Below are 18,345 nucleotides of genomic sequence, written 5' to 3'. Positions count from 1 at the left end.
CCATGATCTGGTTGCTGCTGCTTCTGAGCGCCATTCTGGGCGCGATCGCCTTCGTCGCCGGTCGCCGGCTGGCGACGCGGCGCGCCGTGGGCCAGAGCGCCCACTCCCGCCCCGGGTACCACGGCGCTTACGCCATGATCTGGGCGCTGGCCCCGGCCCTGCTGGTCGTCATCGTGCTGCTCGTCTTCGGCGGTCCGGTGAAGAACACCATGATGGAGTCCGGTTCGCCGGCCGCCGTCAGCGCGCTTGAGCCCTTTGAACGCGAAGCCTTCCTGGCCGACGCCGAGCGCGTCGCCGCCGGGGCCGAGCCGCTGCAGATCTGGGAGGGCGAGCTGGCCCCCGCCCTGCGCTCCGAGGGCGCGCGGGCGCACAGGATCGAGAGCACGATCTCGGGCGCGGGCGTCCTGGCGGTCGTGCTGCTGGGCCTGCTGGGCGGGCTGATCGCCCTGTCGCGGCTGCGGCCGAACCTGCGCGCGCGCAACCGGGTCGAGGGCTGGATTTTCGGCCTGCTGTTCGCCTGCGCCGCCGTGGCGATCATCACCACCATCGGCATCATCGCCTCGCTGGCGTGGGACAGTTTCCGCTTCTTCCAGGCCGTGCCGATCGCCGAGTTCCTGTTCGGGACGCAGTGGAGCCCCCAGATCGCCATTCGCGCCGATCAGGTCGGGTCGTCGGGCGCGTTCGGAGCCGTGCCGCTGTTCGCCGGCACCTTCCTGATCATGCTGATCGCCATGGCCGTCGCGGCGCCGATCGGTCTGATGAGCGCCATCTACCTGTCGGAGTACGCCGGATCGCTGACGCGCGCGGTGGTCAAGCCGGTGCTGGAGGTTTTGGCCGGCGTGCCGACCGTGGTCTACGGCTTCTTCGCCGCTCTGACCGTCGGGCCGACCCTGCGCGTCGCCTTCAATGACCTGGGCGCCCTGCTGGCCGGCGGGCCGCTGGACGGGATCGGCCAGTATCTGATGCTGGTCCAGAACCAGATGGCCCTGACGGCCGGCGGCGTCATGGGCATCATGCTGATCCCCTTCGTCAGCTCGCTGTCAGACGACATCCTGAACGCGGTGCCGCAGTCGCTGCGCGACGGCTCCTATGCGATGGGCGCGACCCAGTCGGAGACCATCGCCCGGGTGCTGATGCCCGCCGCCCTGCCCGGCGTCGCCGGCGCCCTGCTGCTGGCTGTGTCGCGGGCCATCGGCGAGACCATGATCGTGACCATGGCCGCGGGCCTGGCGGCCAACCTGACGCTGAACCCGCTGGACACCGTCACCACGGTCACCGTCCAGATCGTCACCCTGCTGACCGGCGACCAGGAGTTCGACAGCGCCAAGACCCTGTCCGCCTTCGGCCTGGGCTTGACCCTGTTCGCGGCGACCCTGGTGCTGAACATCGTCGCCCAGCGCATCGTCAAGGCGTACCGAGAGCAATATGACTGACGCCGCCGCCCCCATCGCCGGCGCCGTCCGCCCGCGCGATCCCGCGCGGCTGGAGGCCAGCCTGCGTCGCCGCCACGCCCGCGAGGCGCGGTTCAAATTCTATGGTCGGCTGGCCATCGGCATCGCCATCGCCTTCCTGGTCATCCTGCTGGGGCGGATCGTCCAGCAGGGGCACACCGCCTTCTGGACCCATTCGGTCACCCTGCCCGTCTACATGGATCCGGCGCGGATCGACCGCAGCTATCCGGCCGGCGCCAACTACGAGCTGATGGTCTCGCAGCAGATCCTGAAGCGTTGGGGCGTGCAGGACGACGCCGAGGACACACGCGCGGTCGAGATGAAGAGCCTGCTGTCGTCGGAGCTGAAGTTCATCGCGGCCGGGATGGTCACGAAGAACCCGGCGCTGATCGGCCAGACGGTGCAGGTCACCGCGCCCGTGTCGGACGACGCGGACCTGTATCTGAAGCACGAAATCCAGCGCTCGACACCGTCGGACCAGCGCCGCCTGAACGACGCCCAGCTCGACGCGCTGGACCGGCTGCAGGCCGACGGCGCGGTCAAGTCGGGCCTGAACACCGCCCTGTTCACCAACGGCGATTCGACCCAGCCGGAGATCGCCGGCGTCTTGGGCGCCGTGATCGGGTCGGCCCTGATGCTGCTGGTCACCGCCGGGATCGCAATTCCGGTCGGGGTCGGCGCGGCGGTCTGGCTGGAGGAGTTCGCGCCCAAGGGCCGGCTGACCGACATCGTCGAGGTCAACATCAACAACCTGGCCGCCGTGCCGTCCATCGTCTACGGCCTGCTGGGCCTGGCGCTGTTCATCAACTGGATGCACCTGCCCCGCGCCAGCCCGATCGTGGGCGGGCTGGTCCTGGCGCTGATGGCCCTGCCGACGCTGATCATCGCCACCCGGTCGTCGCTGCGGGCCGTGCCGCCTTCGATCCGCGAGGCCGCCCTGGCCATGGGCGCGTCCAAGACCCAGACCGTCTTCCATCACGTCCTGCCGCTGGCGATGCCCGGCGTCATGACGGGCGCCATCATTTCCATGGCGCATGCTCTGGGCGAGACCGCGCCGCTGCTGCTGATCGGCATGGTCAGCTTCATTCCCGGCGTGCCCGCGGCGATCGACCAGCCCGTCGGCGCCCTGCCCTCGCTGATCTACATCTGGGAGAACGCGTCCGAGCGCGCCTTCCACGAACGCACCGCCGCGGCCATCCTGGTGCTGCTGGCCTTCATGGTGGTGATGAACGCCGCCGCGATCTTCCTGAGGCGGCGCTTCGAGCGCCGGTGGTAAGCAGATGAAGTTCAACATCTTCCGCAATGCGCCCGACGGCCCCGGCGCGTCCGGCGACCCGACCGAAGCTCCGCGCATGGGCGGCGCCGTCCTGCCGGGCGCGGCCCGTTCCGCCGGCGGAGAGACCCTGACCGGCCCCAGCGACGGGACCGGCGGCTCGGCCGACCAGCCCACGCCGGTCGCGCCGCCGACACCGCGCCCAACCGGAACCGGCGCCGGCGCGCACCAGGAGATCAAGGTCGCCGCGCGCGACGTCTCGGTTTTCTATGAGGGCAAACAGGCCCTGCACGACGTCAGCCTGGACATCCGCGACAAGACCGTCACCGCCTTCATCGGCCCGTCGGGCTGCGGCAAGTCGACCTTCCTGCGCTGCATCAACCGGATGAACGACACCATCCCGTCGGCCAAGGTGACGGGTCGGATCGAGATCGACGGAGCGGACGTCAACGCCCGCAGCGTCGATCCGGTGCTGCTGCGCGCCCGCGTCGGCATGGTGTTCCAGAAGCCGAACCCCTTCCCCAAGACCATCTTCGAGAACGTCGCCTACGGCCCGCGCATCCACGGCCTGGTGTCGAACAAGGACGAGATGGAGCAGGTCGTGCATCAGGCCCTGCGCCGCGCCGGCCTGTGGGACGAGGTGTCGGACCGCCTGCACAGCTCGGCCACCGGCCTGTCGGGCGGCCAGCAGCAGCGCCTGGTCATCGCCCGCGCCATCGCCGTGAACCCCGAGGTGATCCTGATGGACGAGCCCTGCTCGGCGCTGGACCCCATCGCCACGGCCAAGATCGAGGAACTGATCGACGAACTGCGCGAGAACTACTGCATCGTCATCGTCACCCACTCGATGGCCCAGGCGGCGCGCGTCAGCCAGCGGACGGCCTTCTTCCACATGGGCCGCCTGGTCGAAGTGGGGGACACGGAGGAAATCTTCCAGAATCCTCGTGAACAGCGCACCCTCGACTACATCACGGGCCGGTTCGGCTGAGGCGGATCAAGATGAACCAGCACACCGTCAAGGCCTATGGCGACGAACTGAGCCAACTGGCCGCCGAGATCGCCCGCATGGGGGGTCTGGCCGAGTCCCAGGTCAATGACGCCATCGACAGCGTCGCCCGCCGCGACGTCGCACTGGCTCGATCGGTCATCGAGCGCGACACGCGCCTGGACCAGCTGCAGCGCGACATCGAGCGCAAGGCGACGCGCATGATCGCGCTGCGCCAGCCGGTCGCCAGCGACCTGCGCCGTGCCTTGTCGGCCATGAAGCTGGCCACCGATCTGGAGCGCACCGGCGACCTGGCCAAGGGCATCGCCAAGCGGGCGCTGATCCTGGCCGAAGGCGAGCCGATCCAGCCGCTGACCCGCTCGATCGAACGCATGGGCCGCCTGGTCGCCACCCGCCTGCACGAGGTGCTGAACGCCTTCACCGCCGGCGAACTGGATGGCGCGCTGGCGGTCTGGAACACCGACGACGAGGTGGACGAGCACTACAACGCCCTGTTCCGCGAATTGCTCACCTACATGATGGGCGATCCGCGCACGATCACGGCCTGCACGCACCTGCTTTTCATGGCCAAGAACCTGGAACGCATCGGCGATCACGCGACCAACATCGCCGAGACCGTCCACTATGAAATCACCGGCGACGAGATCGCCGGAGAGCGTCCGCGCGCCGCCGCCCCGGCCGGCCCGGACGACTTGCAGACCCACTGAGAGGCGCGATAGGCCATGGCCGTGCAAGCCCATATCCTGGTGGTCGAGGACGAAGACGCCCTGGCCACCCTGCTGCAGTACAATCTCGAGAAGGAAGGCTATGACGTCGCCGTCGCCTCCGATGGCGAGGAAGGCCTGCTGAAGGTCGACGAGCGCATGCCGGACCTGCTGGTGCTGGACTGGATGCTGCCCAAGGTCTCGGGCATCGAGATCTGCCGACGTCTGCGCAACCGTCCCGACACCCGCAACCTGCCGATCATCATGCTGACGGCGCGCGGTGAGGAGAGCGACCGCGTGCGCGGCCTGGATATGGGCGCGGACGACTATCTGACCAAGCCGTTCTCGACGGTCGAGCTGGCCGCCCGCATTCGCGCGGTGCTGCGCCGCATCCGGCCGGGTCTGGCCGACGACGCCATCACCCACGGCGACATCGTCATGGACCGGGTGGCACACCGCGTGCGTCGCGGCGGCTCGGAAGTCCACCTGGGACCGACCGAGTTCCGCCTGCTGGACCATCTGATGCAGCATCCGCGCCGCGTGTTCAGCCGCGAACAGCTGCTGGACGCCGTCTGGGGCTCGGATGTCTATGTCGAGGCCCGCACGGTCGATGTGCACGTCGGCCGCCTTCGCAAGGCCCTCAGCATCGGCGACGGCCCCAACCCGATCCGCACCGTGCGCTCGGCGGGATACTCGCTGGACCTGGAAGCGTAGGCAGAGGCTTGAGCGCTTGCGCCGACGGCGGTTCCGCCTAAGGTTGCGACGGGGTTCGACTCCCCATTGATGCGAACCGAGGCGCGACGTTCCCAAGACGCGGCCAGCCTGAAAGCGGGGCGCATCTCCATAGGGTGCACAACGGCATCCCGGCGCCTGTCCTTCGGGATAAGCCAGGGTCAGGCTCTGCGGGCTTCGCGCCCCCGCCTCGCTCTCGCGGCGCCGGGATCATTGTCTGGAGAGCGGGATGTCGGCTTCGGTATGGATCGCGTGTCTCGTCGCCCTCGTGGTGGCGGCCCTGGCGACCTGCTCCGTGTTCAAAGCTGTACGCATCAGCCGCTGGGAAGTCGGCGCTCTATATCGTGACGGCGGGTTCGTGCGGATGCTGCCGCCGGGCAGGTACACACTGCTTCGCCACAACAATCAGCAGGTCGTGCGCATCCTGGCCGGGTTGAACTATTGGCCTGTCGGACCGATCGACGTGGTCACCCAGGACGGCCTGCCGATCCGCCTGAGCGCGACGGCGGTCTATACGATCAGCGATCCCGAAGCGTCTCTGGGCGTCACCATTCCGTCCCTACTCCAACTCGCCGTGTCCCAGGCACTGCTGAAGCTTGCGTCTACCCGTGATTTGGAGGCGTTGCAGGGACGGGACGAGGCTATCGACGAAGCGCTCAAGGCCCTGGTCGGAACAACGAACGCTGCTCTGACGATCGAGCGCGTCGCGCTCGGGTCCATCGTACTCCCGCCAGAGCTTCGCCGCATGACCACCGAGGTAGAGCGCGCTCGGCTGGAGGGACTGGCGCAGCTGGAACGAGCGCGCGGCGAACAGGCGGCGCTGCGTTCGCTGGCTAATGCAGCCCGGATGCTGAAGGACAATCCCGAGCTGATGAAGCTGCGGTTGCTGCAGTCAATCGGATCAGGCAAGGGCGCGACACTGGTGCTGGGCGAAGCGGCGCTCAGTCCGGGCGTGGAGACCTAGGCCGCCTCGCGGGCCTCGCCTTCGCCTTCGCCTGGATAGAGGAAGGCGAGCGAGCGTGCGATCAGAGCCAGCGCCTTGTCGGGTCGCAGCTTGTGGCCGCCGGGATATTTGAGAACCGTGACGCGCACGCGTCCGTCCTCGGTGACGCCGTCCAGCGGGTCCAGTTTCATGAGCTTGCAGAACGGCCGGTAGAAGCCTTCGTAGTGAATGAGATCACGCCGGTTCTGATAGATCATGAGGCGGGGCGACCGACCCTCGGCGACAGCCTGGGTATAGGCGGACGCGACCTGGAGACGGTGCGGATAGGCCCGCCGGATCTTGGCGTAATGATATTCCGGATCGAACATCTTCTGCATGATGAGCGCGTGCGGCGTCTTGCGGGCGGCATAGAGGTCCAGTTGGGCGTTCACCGCCACGCAACGGGCGCCCAGCCGGATCGCGGCCATGCAGCCGGCGATGCCGCTGCCTGAGGCGCCGTAGAACAGCGTCTCCTCCGGCGTGCGGCCCAGTTGCCGGGCGACCGCGCTGACGATGTCGCTGACGCCTTCGTGCGGATCCTGAAGGCGGGGGCCCAGGAAGACGCCGCGGCGCAGCGCCAGGTCCAGCAGCAGCGACGGGTCCGAAATCGTGAGCACGTGGAAGCCGTCGGGGAAGACCGTCTCCTTCAGAGTCGGCGCCTCGGTTCCGGCGGGGATGGCGCCGAGCAGGTGGACCATCAGCCGGTCGCCCGGAGCGCCCAGCTTCAGCCGGCAGGCGAAGTCCAGCACGCCGATCCGAATGCACACCACGCGGTCATCCGGGATCGCGTCCGGCGCGCCGGCGAACACGACATCCGCCCATGCGGGTGAAAGGGTCTCTTCGGTCATATCGTCCCCCGACGCGCGCTTGATGCCGACGTTCGAGGCCGGCGGCCGGTCCCTCATAACCCGAACGGCGGTCAGCGTGGAAGTATCATGATTTCAACGCGATGACGAGCGCCGCCGATCAGGCGGCCCGGACGTCCGCCGGGTCGATGTCATAGACCGAGGCGCAATATTCGCAGGTGACGCGGATCTTGCCGTCGTCCTCGACCATGTCGGCGCGTTCGGCCGGATCGAAGGAGGCGAGCACGGCCGAGATGCGATCCCGCGAGCAGCGGCAGACCGCGGCCAGGGGACGCGCGTCCTCCAGCCTGACGCCGTCTTCGTGGAAGAGACGGAACAGCAGGGTCTCGGGCGAAATCGTGGGGTCGACCAGTTCGTCATCGCCGAGCGTGGCGAACAGGGCGCGCGAGCGGTCCCAGACCTCCTCGGTCGAGCCGCGCGAATCGTCCGACGCCACGACCTGGATCATGGCCCCGCCGGCGCGCCACTGGGCGCCGTCGTCGGTCTGGACCGAGCCGACGGCCAGCCGCACCTTGGTCGGCAATTGCTCGGACTGTTCGAAATAGTGTTCGGCGCACAGCGACAGGCTCTCGCCCTCGATGGGCGTGATGCCCTGGGTGCGTTCGAAGTCGGGGCCGCGATCCAAGGTCATGATGAAGACCCCCTTGCCCAGCAGCGTCTGGGCGCCCGGGCGCGCGAAGCCGGTCGAGGCGGCGGCCACCTCGGCTTCGTCGAAGCGGCAATAGCCGCGAATGGCGCCGGAGGTGTCGTAGTCGGCCACGACGTAGCGGACCGGGCCGTCGCCCTGGGCCTGGACGATCAGGCGGCCCTCGAACTTCAGGCTGGAGCCGACCAGCGCCGCCAGGGCGCACGCCTCGCCCAGCAGGGCGGCGACCGGCTCTGGATAGGCGTGGGCGCTGAGAACGCGATCGATGGCGGCGCCCAGGCGGACCAGGCGGCCGCGCACGGGCCAGCCCTCGATCTGGAAGGCGGCGGCGAGATCGTCGATGGGCGCGGGCGCGAGGTCGGGCACGGCAGGTCCTCAAGGGGATGACGGGAAGTGCGAAAAGATAGGCGCCGGGACGGCGCATGGTAAGAGGCGAAGAGGAACCGGCCCCGCCGGGGGGCCGTTCCGTCACGACGTGCAGGGCCCGACCATGACCTCAAAAGCTGATTTGAAGCCGATTGATCGCCAGACGATCGTCATCACCGGCGCGACGTCCGGGATCGGCCTGGCCACCGCCCGGCGGGCGGCGCGGCGCGGGGCCAAGGTCTTCCTGATCGCGCGCGGCGAGAGCGACCTGCGGGCGCTGTGCGAGGAGCTGCAGGGATTGGGCGCGCGCGTAGCCTGGGCGGTCGCGGATGTCGCCGACGCTGAGGCCCTGACCTTTGCTGCGGACAAGTGCGAGCGGCTGTTCGGCGGGTTCGACACCTGGGTGAATAACGCCGGCGTGTCGATCTTCGGCCCCATCCGCGAGACGCTGATCGAGGACCAGCGCCGGCTGTTCGAGACCAACTATTGGGGCGTAGTCAACGGCTCGCTGCTGGCGGCCGAGCGCCTGCGTCTGCGGCCCGGCGGCGGGGCGATCATCAACGTCGGATCGATCCTGTCGGACGCGCCGATGCCCGTGCAGGGCGTCTATTCGGCGTCGAAGCACGCGATGAAGGGCTTCACCAACGCCCTGCGCATGGAGCTGATGCGAGAGAAGGCGCCGGTCACGGTCAGTCTGGTCAAGCCGGCGGCGGTGGACACCCCCTACAACCGCCACGCCCGCAACCTGACCGGACAGGCGGTCCAGAACCCTCAGCCCGTCTATGCGACCCACGTCGTGGCCGACACCATCCTGTACTGCGCCAGGCATCCGATCCGGGAGATCAGCGTGGGCGGCGGGGGGCGGCTGATCGCGTCATTTTACTCAGCTTTGCCGGGACTGGCGGAACCGTTGCTGGCCCGGTTCGCTCCTAGCCTCATGCGCGATCGGCATTCCGCCTATCGGCCGTACGACGACGGGCTCTATGACCCGACGGACGACGGCCTCGACGAAGAGGTTCATTATCCCATGGTTCGACAGTTCTCCGCCTTGGCCGAAGTCCGCAAGCACCCCGGCGTGACCGGCGGCGTGCTCGCCGCCGTGGCGCTGGGCGTCATCGGCGCGGTGCTGCTGACCCAGCGCACCGGCCCGACCCGTTACGAAACCCTGCGCCGCCGCATCGACCCCCGCGGCTGGATCGACACGGATGCCTTGAGGGATCGCTTCGACGACTTCGCCGAGACCGTGCGGCACGGCGCCGAGGACCTTAGCGGCCGGGCCGGCGAGATCGGCGGCAAGACCGGCAAGCGCGCCCAGGGCCTGTTCGAGGAACTGACCGAACGCGCCGGCGATTTCGGCGGCAAGGCCGGCAAACGGGCGCACGGCCTGTTCGACGGCGCGCGGGACTATTCGCGCGACCGCCTGTCGCGAGGCGGCCGCTCGGCCCGCCGCTACGCCAGCGACGCCGGCGACTACGCGCGCGACCATGCGCGTGAGGGCGGAGCGCTGCTGGCCATCGTCACCATCGCGGCGGCCATCGGCGCGGCGGTGCTGGAAAGCCAGCAGCCGAACAGCAAGGTGCGGCGCATCACGCGCCTCTAACAGCCGCCAACAGAAGATATCGGCGCGCCCGGCCCTGCCGGGCGTTGCCGCATCGGCTTAGCTGGAGGATAGGGGGCGCATGAGCGGCTCCCCCATCCTGATCTTCGATTTCGATTCCACGCTGGTCCAGTTCGAGACGCTGGACGCCCTGGCAGACATGGTACTGGGGGGCGACCCTAGTTCGACGGCCCTGCGCGCGCAGATCGCCGAGCTGACCGATCAGGCCATGGCAGGCGAGATCGAGTTCGGCGACGCCCTGCGTCGGCGGCTGGCGCTGCTGCCGCTGCAGCGCGAGCACATCGAGGCGCTGGCCGACCGCGCCGTGTCGGCCCTGACGCCCTCGGTGAAGCGCAATGTCGAGTTCTTCGAGACGCACGCCGATCGCATCTTCATCATATCCGGCGGCTTCCGCGAGGTGATCGCGCCGGTCGCCCGCTATCTGGGTATCGCGCCGGAACGCGTGCTGGCCAACGACTTCCGCTACGACGACGAGGGCCGCGTGATCGGCCTGGACGACGCCAATCCGCTGTCGCGCGAGAACGGCAAGCCCAAGGCGATCGCGGCGCTGGGCCTGACCGATCCGGTAGTGATGGTCGGCGACGGCTGGAACGACGCCGAGGTCAAGCTGGCCGGCGCGGCCGAGCGCTTCTACGCCTTCACCGAAGTCGTCCGACGCGAGCGTGTCGTCGATGTGGCCGACGCCGAAGCCGCCTCGCTGGACGAGATTTTGTATGCCGAGGGCCTGAGCGGCCGCTGGTCCTTTCCGCGTAGCCGCATCCGCATCCTGCTGCTGGAGAACACCCACCCCGTCGGCGTCGAGCGGCTGAAAGAGGCCGGCTACTCGGTCGAGACGGTCAAGGGCGCGCTGGACGAGGACGACCTGATCGAGAAGATCAAGGGTGTCCACGTGCTGGGCATCCGGTCCAAGACCAATGTCACGGCGCGGGTGCTGGAGCACGCCGACCGCCTGATGGCAATCGCCGCCTTCTGCATCGGCACCAACCAGATCGACCTGACGGCGGCGGCGGACCACGGCGTGCCCGTGTTCAACGCCCCCTATTCCAACACCCGCTCGGTCGTCGAACTGGCCATCGGCCTGACCATCACCCTGATGCGCGACGTGGTCGACAAGTCGGCCGCCATGCACGAGGGCCAGTGGAACAAGTCCGCCGATGGATCGCGCGAGCTGCGCGGCAAGACGCTGGGCATCGTCGGCTACGGCGCCATCGGCAGCCAGCTCTCGGTGCTGGCCGAGGCGATGGGGATGCGGGTCGTCTTCCATGACCTGGCCGAGCGGCTGGCGCTGGGCAATGCGCGGCGCATGCGGTCGCTGGACGACCTGCTGGCCGAGAGCGATGTCATCAGCCTGCACGTGGACGGGCGGCGCGAGAACACCAACATCTTCGGCGCGGCCGAGTTCTCGAAGATGAAGCCGGGCGTGCTGTTCCTGAACCTGTCACGCGGACATGTCGTTGACATCGGCGCCCTGAGCCAAGCCATGGGCTCGGGCCGCGTCGCCGGCGCCGCCGTGGATGTGTTCCCCGAGGAGCCGCGCACCAATCAGGACCCGTTCGACAGCGCTCTGCGCGGCCTGAAGAACATGATCCTGACGCCGCACATCGGCGGCTCGACCGAGGAAGCGCAGGAGGCCATCGCCGAGTTCGCGGCCGAGCGGCTGCTGGGCTATCTCAACCGGGGCGACACCACCTTCGCCGTCAACCTGCCGAACGTGCAGCTGGCCGAAGTTTCGGGCGCGCACCGCCTGCTGCACATCCACCGCAACCAGCCCGGCGTGATGGCCGAGTTGAACCGCGAACTGACCGCCGCCGGCCTGAACATCGTCGGCCAGCACCTGAAGACGGACGAACGGACGGGCTACGTCATTACGGATGTGGACAAGGGGTATGATCCGGACGCGCTGAAGGGGCTGAAGACGGTGCCGGGGACGTTGCGGTTCAGGACGATCCAGTAGGGGGTAGGCTCGCCGCAATTTTCCCTCTCCCGGAGGGAGAGGGCTTGAGCGCCTGAGAGCGTAGCGATCAGTCTTTGCGCGAAAGGGTGAGGGGTGGACCTTCTCCGGATAGCGCAGTCCCCTCACCCTTTCGGCTTGGCCAATCGCCTCCGGCTCTTGGAGCCTCAAGCCCTCTCCCTCTGGGAGAGGGATGCGTGGCCAGCCGAACGCCGTCACACCTGCTCCAGCAGCCCCGGCTTCGTGCGGAACAGCGTCAGCACCAGCTCGCCGAACAGGGTGTTGGCCCAGGCGAACCACGGGCGGCTGAACTGCGTCGGGTCGTCGATGTCGAAGGCCTCGTGCATGAAGCCTGTGCCGGCGTCGGTGGCGATCAGGGTGCGCAGGCAGGTCAGGATTTCGGCGTCGTCCGTGCTGGTCAGGGCGCGCATGGTGACGGCGATGGGCCAGACGCGGCGGCCGGGGGTGTGGGGACTGCCGATGCCCTCCCCTGCCGTCCCCTTGTGGAACCACGGATTGTCGTCGCTGAGCAGCATGGCTCGTGTGCGGCGATAGACCGGGTCGCTGGTCGAGCCGTAGCCGAAATAGGGCGCCGAGATCAGGTTGGGCGCATTGGCGTCGTCCATCATCACGCGCCCGCCATAGCCATCAACTTCATAGGCCCATACCGCGCCGTGGACGGGGTGATCGACGATGGCGTGGGCCTTCAGCGCCGCATCCACCTCGTCGGCCAGGGCGCGGCATTCGGCGGCGAAGGCGGCATCGCCCGCGATGGCTTCGTGCATCTCGGCCATCTGGCGCAGCGAGACGACGGCGAACATGTTGGACGGGACCAGGAAGAGGAAGGTCGCCGCATCGTCCGACGGGCGGAACAGCGAACAGATCAGGCCGACCGGCCGGATCGGATGACCCCAGCCCTGGCCGGGCACCATGTCGGGGCTCCAGCCGGTGGTGCGCTTGTTGGAATAGGGGCCGCGCCCGTCCTTGCGCTGCTGCTCACGGAAGGTGCGCAGGGTCGCCTTCGCCGCCTCGCGCCAGACGGCGTCGAAGGGCGTGACGTCGCCTGTGGCCTTCCAGTAGGCGTGGGCCAGGCGGACCGGGTAGCAGAGGCTGTCGATCTCCCACTTCCGCTCCCAGACACCGAGCTTCATCTCGGTTTCGTCTGAGGCGAAGGGCGAGCCGGTCGGCCCCTTGTTGAAGGCGTTGGCGTAGGGGTCGAGCACGATGGAGGCGCTCTGACGGTGGATCACCCCGGCCAGCAGGCGGCGCAGCGTGGCGTCCTGCGGGGCCAAGGAGACATAGGGCTGCACCTGCGCCGATGAGTCCCGCAGCCACATGGCGGGGATGTCGCCGGTGATGACAAAGGCGTCCGGCCGCCCCTCGCGCTCGCCCAGTTCGACCGTGGTGTCCAGCGTGTTGGGGAAGCAGTTGGCGAACATCCGGGCCAGCTTGCCGCGATCGCCGCGCCTGCCGAGACGCCGCTCGACCTGGGCGATGGTCTGGTCCACCGCCGGGCTGCGAAAGTGGCGTGCCGCCGGGCCGGGGCGGCCGTTCGCCAGCGGATTGACGGCAGAGGGCTCCCCGCTGAGGGCTTCCTGAGCGCGGGTCGAAGTCGCGGTTGAGGCCAGCACGGCCGCGCCCAGAAGCTGGCGGCGATCAATCGGCATCAAGCGGTTCCTCTCGTGGATCAAGAGGATGGGCCGCAGGTGAGCTCCGGTCGAGTCAGTTCAGGACGACGCGTCCGGCGTCAAGGCGATAGGCCACGCCACTGCGCTCGAACAGGCGAGCCAGAACGGCGGACGGATTGGCCACGCCGTCGTCCAGCATGCGCGCGATGTCGATGGCCAGAGTCGGATCGCCAGACAGGCGGGTCAGCTGGGTCAGCCATTCGTCGCGCGTCAGCTTGCCGTCGGCGCCGACCGGCCCGTCCTTGAAGCCGCGGACCACGTCGAAATAATCGCCGCCCATGCGCGCTCTCTGCGCCGCCTCGATCACCAGCCCCCAAACGGCGCCGCAGGCGTAGTAGGCGCGGTGGTCGCCGCGCTGATAGGCGGTGGCGACGGGCTGGCCGGCGGCCAAACGGACGCAGTCGTCCACCTCGGTCTGCAGCTCGGCGCGGGCGTCATACGTCGGGTCGATCGCGGCGATGGCGCGCACGGCCATCAGGTCGGCCCCGCCCTCCGTGATCCAGGCGTCGCGGGCGAACTCGTATTCCAGCCCGTTGGAGCCCATCCAGAAGTGCGCCGACTCATGGCCGATGAACCAGTGGGCGCGGTCCAGGGCGGCCTTGTCGGGGCCGAGCACGCCCTCGCCTTCGAAGTTCATCGAAATCAGCCCCGGCAGGACGCTGCCGCCCATGCTGGACAGGTGCTGGGTGGGGCCGGTCCAGCTGACCATCAGGGTCGGCTGGTCGCCGCCGTGCGGGCCGACCCGCTGGGCGTAGAAATCCATGACGCGCGGGGTGAACTGCGCCAGCTCGTCGCCCAGCCAGTGCGGCAGGCCAGGGTCGATGACGGTGGTGACGCCCCGCCCCCCCTTCACCGCCGCTTCGCCGAACAGGACATAGGTCTTGGCGTCTTCGGCCGTGGGCGCGGCGACGCGCTGACCCTTGAACAGCACCGGGCCGGCGCGGTCGCGCCAGGTGACGACGGACGGCCCGCCCGGGACGTCGACGCCGTTCAGGTCGACGGGAAGCGCACGGGCGGCGGCGACGGACGGCATGGGAATGACGTCGAACTGGCCGGAGTACAGAGCCACGGCGCCGTCGGTGAATATCAGGGCCGGATCGTACTCGGCCTCAAGATCACCGGGCTGGGGCCGCATGACGATGCGGACGGTGCGGGGGACAGGCGAGCCGTCCAGGGTGTGCAGCACGTCGCGGTCGCCCTGGCGATCCAGCACTACGCCCGGCGTCTGGACCGACCACCAGGCGGGGCGCCACGGCTGGCGTGTCTCGCGCAGCAGGGCCGACTGGAAGAAGGCCCATGCCGGGACGTCGCGGTCGAACGCATAGTCCACCGTCCAGAGATCGCCGTCGCGCGTCACCACCGTCTCGACACGGGGCTTGCCCGCGATCTGGGCGGGCGGCGCCATCGGGGCGGCGGCGCAGGCGCTCGTGGCGACAAGCGACAGGACGGCGAAGGCAGCGGCGAGGCGCATCGAGGTTCGGCTCCGGATCAGCAGCGTTGCGTTAGCGGCGTCCGACCCAGGCGTCACCTTAAGCCTTGGTCATGAAGCGGCGGTCGCGGCGTCAAGAGCGCGGCGGGCGGCGGCCAGTTCCCCGGCCATCACCGCCTTCAGGCGCGGCGGCGCGACGATGGTCGCGGCCTCGCCCCAGGTGAACAGATGCCAGGCCAGTTCGCGCATGCCGGACGCCTGGAACCGCACGATGACCGAGCCGTCCGCCTGATCTTCGAACGCCTGGGTCGGGTGCCAGCGCCAGCTCCTGGCCTCGCTCGCCTGGTCAGGCGCGATGCGGATGACCACGTCCTCGATCTCGTCCTGGTAGATGCCGAAGGACTGGCTGGCATAGGCGGCCAGGTCGAAATCTGCGGGCGCCGGCGCGTGGCCCTCCTGCGCCGCGACGCTGCTCATCCGGTCCAGGCGGAAGGTCTGGATGCGGCCGCTCTCGCGGTCGGCGGCGACCAGATAGTTGGCGCGGCCGAACATGACGCCGCACGGCGCGACGCTGCGTCGGCGCGGCTCGGCGCCGGGGCGGGAGTAGGTAAAGCCCAGCGGCCATTGCGCGAGGACAGCGCCCCGGATAGCGGTCAGCATGGCCTCGTCGGCGCTGGGACGCGGGCCGGCCTGGACAGCGATGGTCTCGGCCCGGACCAAGGCTTCCAGATCGGGCGCCATGCGGTTCAGAGTGGTCGAGCGCATCGCCGCCTTCACCTTGCGCTCCAGCCCCTCCAACGCCGCCGCCCGCGCCGGTTCGCCCGCTGCGCGCAGCCCCTGCCCCGCCTTGGTCAGCTCCAGCATCTCGGTGGAGGTCGGCGCCTGTTCGAAGGCGGACAGGCCGCCCCGGATGCGCCAGCGCTTGCTGGGCGGGTCTGACACCTCCTCGACCTGGGGAAACAGCATCAGGACGGCGTCGCGCATCCGCTCCGCGGTGCGACGACCGACGCCGCTGTCGGCCGCCATCTCATCCAGCGTCATGCCCTCGGCGCTGGCGGCCATGCGCCGCGCCAGCTCGATCACCAGCACCGCCTTGTCGTGTCGCATTCAATACGTCCGTTTCTGACGCAACACTGCATCACCTTAGGCTCAACAGCAAGTCACCCAGACCGGAGACAACCTCATGGCCCGCTTCGCTCCCCACGCCGCCGTCGCCGCCAGCCGCTATCTGATCGTGCCGTGCGAGGCGCCGGGTTCGCAGGATCTGGCCGTTATCTGGGACCGTCTGGAAGAGCAGGTGGTCGACGTGATCGACGCCCGCTCGGCCGCCCGTTACTCGGACGAGGACATGATGTGGGACGAGTTCCACGCCGCCCCGGCCGCCGAGCCTGTCTATGCGATGGCGGCGTGAGGCCGGCATGGCGGGCGCCCTGATCTTCGCCATTGCGGTCGGGTTCCTGGCGCCGGCGATCCTGACCCTGGCCCTGCGGTTGCTCGGGCTGGCCATTCTTGCCGTTCAGGTCGTCGCCGTCGTTGCGGGCGTGGTGATCGGCGGCCTGGCCTGGATCGGCTGGTTCATCGTTCAACCCTCCGCCGCGCGCGCCGCGTTGAGAAGCGCCCAGACTTAATCCCTACCTCCGTCATCCTCGGACTTGATCCGAGGATCAGGTTGTCTGGTGGGCCATCGGCGAAGGCCGAAGCGGTGTCCTCCAAGCCATCGGCGATCAGCACGATCGGCGCCTGACCCTCGGATCAAGTCCGAGGATGGCGATCTAGAGGTGGGTGGATGACGGGCGGAGGGCTTTCGGATCGCCAGACGGCCGCCTAAGTGACGCATCCCACTTCAGGAGCGCACCATGGCTTACGGCGACCAGCCCACGATCACCGCCCACGGCGTCGAGATCCCTCTGCTGGGCTTCGGCACCTGGCAACTGGAGCCGGAAGATGCGACGCGCATGGTCTCGGCGGCGCTGAAGATCGGCTATCGCCACATCGACACGGCCTGGATCTACAAGAACGAGGCCGCCGTCGGTCAGGGCATTCGCGATTCCGGCGTGCCGCGTGACGAGATCTTCCTGACAACCAAGATCTGGGTCGCCCATTTCGAGCACGACGCCCTGCTGGATCAGGCGAAGGAGTCGGCGCAGAGCCTGGGCTTTACGCCCGACCTGCTGCTGCTGCACTGGCCCAAGAAGACGCCGACGTTCGAGGAGACGCTGGGCGCGCTGAACGCGGCGCGCGACCAGGGCCTGACCAAGCACATCGGCCTGTCCAACTTCCCCTCGGCCGAGTTCAAGCAGGCGCAGGCGATCTCGTCGGCGCCGCTGACCACCAACCAGGTCGAGTACCACCCCTATCTGAACCTGGCGCCGCTGCTGGCCACGGCCAAGGAGCTCGGCTCCTCGATCACCGCCTGGTCGCCGTTGGCGCAGGGGCAAATCGCCGACGACGCGGTCATCGGTGCGATCGCGCAGGCGCATGGCAAGACGGCGGGTCAGGTTACCCTGCGCTGGCTGATCCAGCAGGGCGTCATCGCCATTCCGCGCACGACCAAGGAAAGCCGTGCCGAAGAGAATTTCGGCATCTTCGACTTCGAGCTGACCGCCGACGAGATGGCCCGGATCCACGCCCTCGCCCGCCCGGACGGCCGTCTGGGCGACTGGCTGGACGCGGACTTCCAGTGGGATAAAGTCTAGGCGCAAGCGCCCGCCAAGCGGCGCGGCAGGAAACGCGTCATGGGCTCCGTTCTCGGCTTTCCCGGCATCGATCCTCAGGACGCTGCCATCGGCGCGCGCCTGAAACGATGGCGCGAGCAGCGCGGCCTCAGCGTCGAGGAGCTGGCGGCCCGCCTCGACCTGTCGCCCGAGAACGAGCGGTTGGCCGAGGCCGGACGCGCCCACCTGACCAGCCTGCACATCGAGGCGGCGACGCGGGCGCTGCACCTGCCGCTGTGGGCGCTGCAGTCCGACCGGCCGGCCTACTGATGACACTGACGCGCGCCGAGCGTCCGTGGCGCGTCGCCTTCGGCTGCGTTGGCGTGGCGGCTCTGGTGCTGCAGTACGTCCTGATGGTCGCGGGGCACGGCGATGCGCTGGTCGCGCGGACGGTCAACTTCTTCAGCTTTTTCACCATCCTGACCAACATCCTGGTCACGGCGGCCTTCGTGATCCCGGCTGTCGCGCCGCGCGGAGCGCTGTGGCGCTGGGCCGACAGCGAGGGCGTGCGGGCGGCGACGACCCTGTACGCCGCGGTCGTGGGGCTGGTTTACCACTTCCTGCTGGCCTCGAGCTGGAGCCCGCAAGGCTGGGACTGGGTCGCCAACTTCGCCCTGCACTACGTGATGCCGCTGGCCATGCTGCTGGACTGGATGCTGTTCACGGCGAAGGGCCGACTGCGCTGGGTCGATCCGGTGAAATGGCTGGCGTTTCCGTTGGTCTATGGCGGCTGGACCGCCGTGCATGGACTGCTCACGCACTGGTGGCCGTACGGCTTCGTCAATGTTGATCGGCTGGGCTGGACCGTCGCCCTGATCTGGTACGCGGGCCTGCTGGCGTTCTTCCTGGCGGTCGGCCTGATCGTCACGGCGCTGGATCGCCGGCTGGGCCGTGACAGGACGCCCGACCCCGCCTAAGC

The 18,345-nt window shown here is 68.8% G+C and carries 18 protein-coding genes; 13 read left to right on the top strand and 5 right to left on the bottom strand.

Features of this window, described 5'->3' with window-relative positions; translation table 11 throughout:
* The first annotated feature begins 2 nt into the window (after positions 1–2).
* From pstC to ASG17_RS06180, 6 genes are all read left to right on the top strand, one after another.
* Complete coding sequence (gene pstC, locus ASG17_RS06205; protein WP_056100624.1) at positions 3–1,433, top strand: phosphate ABC transporter permease subunit PstC; 1,431 nt, start codon at positions 3–5, stop codon at positions 1,431–1,433.
* Positions 1,426–2,727: a phosphate ABC transporter permease PstA gene (pstA, locus tag ASG17_RS06200; RefSeq protein ID WP_056100621.1), complete on the top strand. Its 1,302-nt coding sequence runs from the start codon at positions 1,426–1,428 to the stop codon at positions 2,725–2,727. The genes pstC and pstA overlap by 8 nt, the downstream gene beginning before the upstream one ends.
* Before the next feature lie 4 nt (positions 2,728–2,731).
* Complete coding sequence (gene pstB / locus ASG17_RS06195; RefSeq protein WP_056100619.1) at positions 2,732–3,712, top strand: phosphate ABC transporter ATP-binding protein PstB; 981 nt, start codon at positions 2,732–2,734, stop codon at positions 3,710–3,712.
* 11 nt (positions 3,713–3,723) lie between these two features.
* Complete coding sequence (gene phoU / locus ASG17_RS06190) at positions 3,724–4,437, top strand: phosphate signaling complex protein PhoU (RefSeq protein WP_056100616.1); 714 nt, start codon at positions 3,724–3,726, stop codon at positions 4,435–4,437.
* Positions 4,438–4,452: 15 nt separating this feature from the next.
* Positions 4,453–5,148, top strand: coding sequence for a phosphate regulon transcriptional regulator PhoB (gene phoB, locus ASG17_RS06185; protein WP_056100614.1), 696 nt, complete (start codon positions 4,453–4,455; stop codon positions 5,146–5,148).
* A 247-nt stretch (positions 5,149–5,395) separates the two neighbouring features.
* Complete coding sequence (locus ASG17_RS06180) at positions 5,396–6,130, top strand: SPFH domain-containing protein (RefSeq protein WP_056100611.1); 735 nt, start codon at positions 5,396–5,398, stop codon at positions 6,128–6,130.
* On the opposite strand, the gene ASG17_RS06175 is transcribed toward ASG17_RS06180, so the two are convergent.
* Positions 6,127–6,996, bottom strand: coding sequence for a hypothetical protein (locus ASG17_RS06175; protein ID WP_156367747.1), 870 nt, complete (start codon positions 6,994–6,996; stop codon positions 6,127–6,129). The two genes, ASG17_RS06180 and ASG17_RS06175, sit on opposite strands and share 4 nt — an antisense overlap.
* A gap of 118 nt (positions 6,997–7,114) precedes the next feature.
* Positions 7,115–8,026 carry an Hsp33 family molecular chaperone gene (locus ASG17_RS06170; RefSeq protein ID WP_056100606.1) on the bottom strand — a complete coding sequence of 304 codons (912 nt, stop codon included), beginning with the start codon at positions 8,024–8,026 and terminating at the stop codon, positions 7,115–7,117.
* 124 nt (positions 8,027–8,150) lie between these two features.
* Here ASG17_RS06170 and ASG17_RS06165 point away from each other — a divergent pair, with 124 nt between their 5' ends.
* Positions 8,151–9,626: an SDR family oxidoreductase gene (locus ASG17_RS06165; protein ID WP_056103183.1), complete on the top strand. Its 1,476-nt coding sequence runs from the start codon at positions 8,151–8,153 to the stop codon at positions 9,624–9,626.
* 79 nt (positions 9,627–9,705) lie between these two features.
* Entirely contained in the window at positions 9,706–11,598 is a 1,893-nt protein-coding gene (gene serA / locus ASG17_RS15920; protein WP_056100603.1) for a phosphoglycerate dehydrogenase, read from the top strand.
* Between the two features lie 212 nt (positions 11,599–11,810).
* Here the strand turns inward: serA and ASG17_RS06155 are convergent, their stop codons facing one another.
* The 3 genes from ASG17_RS06155 to ASG17_RS06145 form a co-directional block, all read right to left on the bottom strand.
* Positions 11,811–13,262: a glycoside hydrolase family 125 protein gene (locus tag ASG17_RS06155; RefSeq protein WP_056100600.1), complete on the bottom strand. Its 1,452-nt coding sequence runs from the start codon at positions 13,260–13,262 to the stop codon at positions 11,811–11,813.
* Positions 13,263–13,317: 55 nt separating this feature from the next.
* A complete protein-coding gene (locus ASG17_RS06150; RefSeq protein ID WP_056100595.1) occupies positions 13,318–14,754 on the bottom strand; it encodes a hypothetical protein in 1,437 nt (478 codons plus the stop codon).
* 69 nt (positions 14,755–14,823) lie between these two features.
* On the bottom strand, positions 14,824–15,819 hold the full coding sequence (locus tag ASG17_RS06145; protein WP_056100592.1) for a YafY family protein: 996 nt from the start codon (positions 15,817–15,819) through the stop codon (positions 14,824–14,826).
* A gap of 76 nt (positions 15,820–15,895) precedes the next feature.
* Between ASG17_RS06145 and ASG17_RS06140 the strand changes: the two genes are divergently transcribed.
* From ASG17_RS06140 to ASG17_RS06120, 5 genes are all read left to right on the top strand, one after another.
* Positions 15,896–16,123, top strand: a complete 228-nt coding sequence (locus ASG17_RS06140) for a hypothetical protein (protein WP_056100590.1) — start codon at positions 15,896–15,898, stop codon at positions 16,121–16,123.
* Between the two features lie 7 nt (positions 16,124–16,130).
* A complete protein-coding gene (locus ASG17_RS06135) occupies positions 16,131–16,340 on the top strand; it encodes a hypothetical protein (protein WP_156367746.1) in 210 nt (69 codons plus the stop codon).
* A 228-nt stretch (positions 16,341–16,568) separates the two neighbouring features.
* Entirely contained in the window at positions 16,569–17,408 is an 840-nt protein-coding gene (locus tag ASG17_RS06130) for an aldo/keto reductase (RefSeq protein WP_056100585.1), read from the top strand.
* A 39-nt stretch (positions 17,409–17,447) separates the two neighbouring features.
* Complete coding sequence (locus ASG17_RS06125) at positions 17,448–17,696, top strand: helix-turn-helix domain-containing protein (RefSeq protein WP_056100583.1); 249 nt, start codon at positions 17,448–17,450, stop codon at positions 17,694–17,696.
* Complete coding sequence (locus ASG17_RS06120) at positions 17,696–18,343, top strand: Pr6Pr family membrane protein (RefSeq protein ID WP_056100580.1); 648 nt, start codon at positions 17,696–17,698, stop codon at positions 18,341–18,343. Before ASG17_RS06125 ends, ASG17_RS06120 begins: the two co-directional genes overlap by 1 nt.
* Positions 18,344–18,345: the final 2 nt, after the last annotated feature.

It is taken from the genome of Brevundimonas sp. Leaf363 (assembly GCF_001424025.1).
GTDB lineage: Bacteria > Pseudomonadota > Alphaproteobacteria > Caulobacterales > Caulobacteraceae > Brevundimonas.
This window is presented reverse-complemented; position numbering and strand designations above follow the sequence as displayed.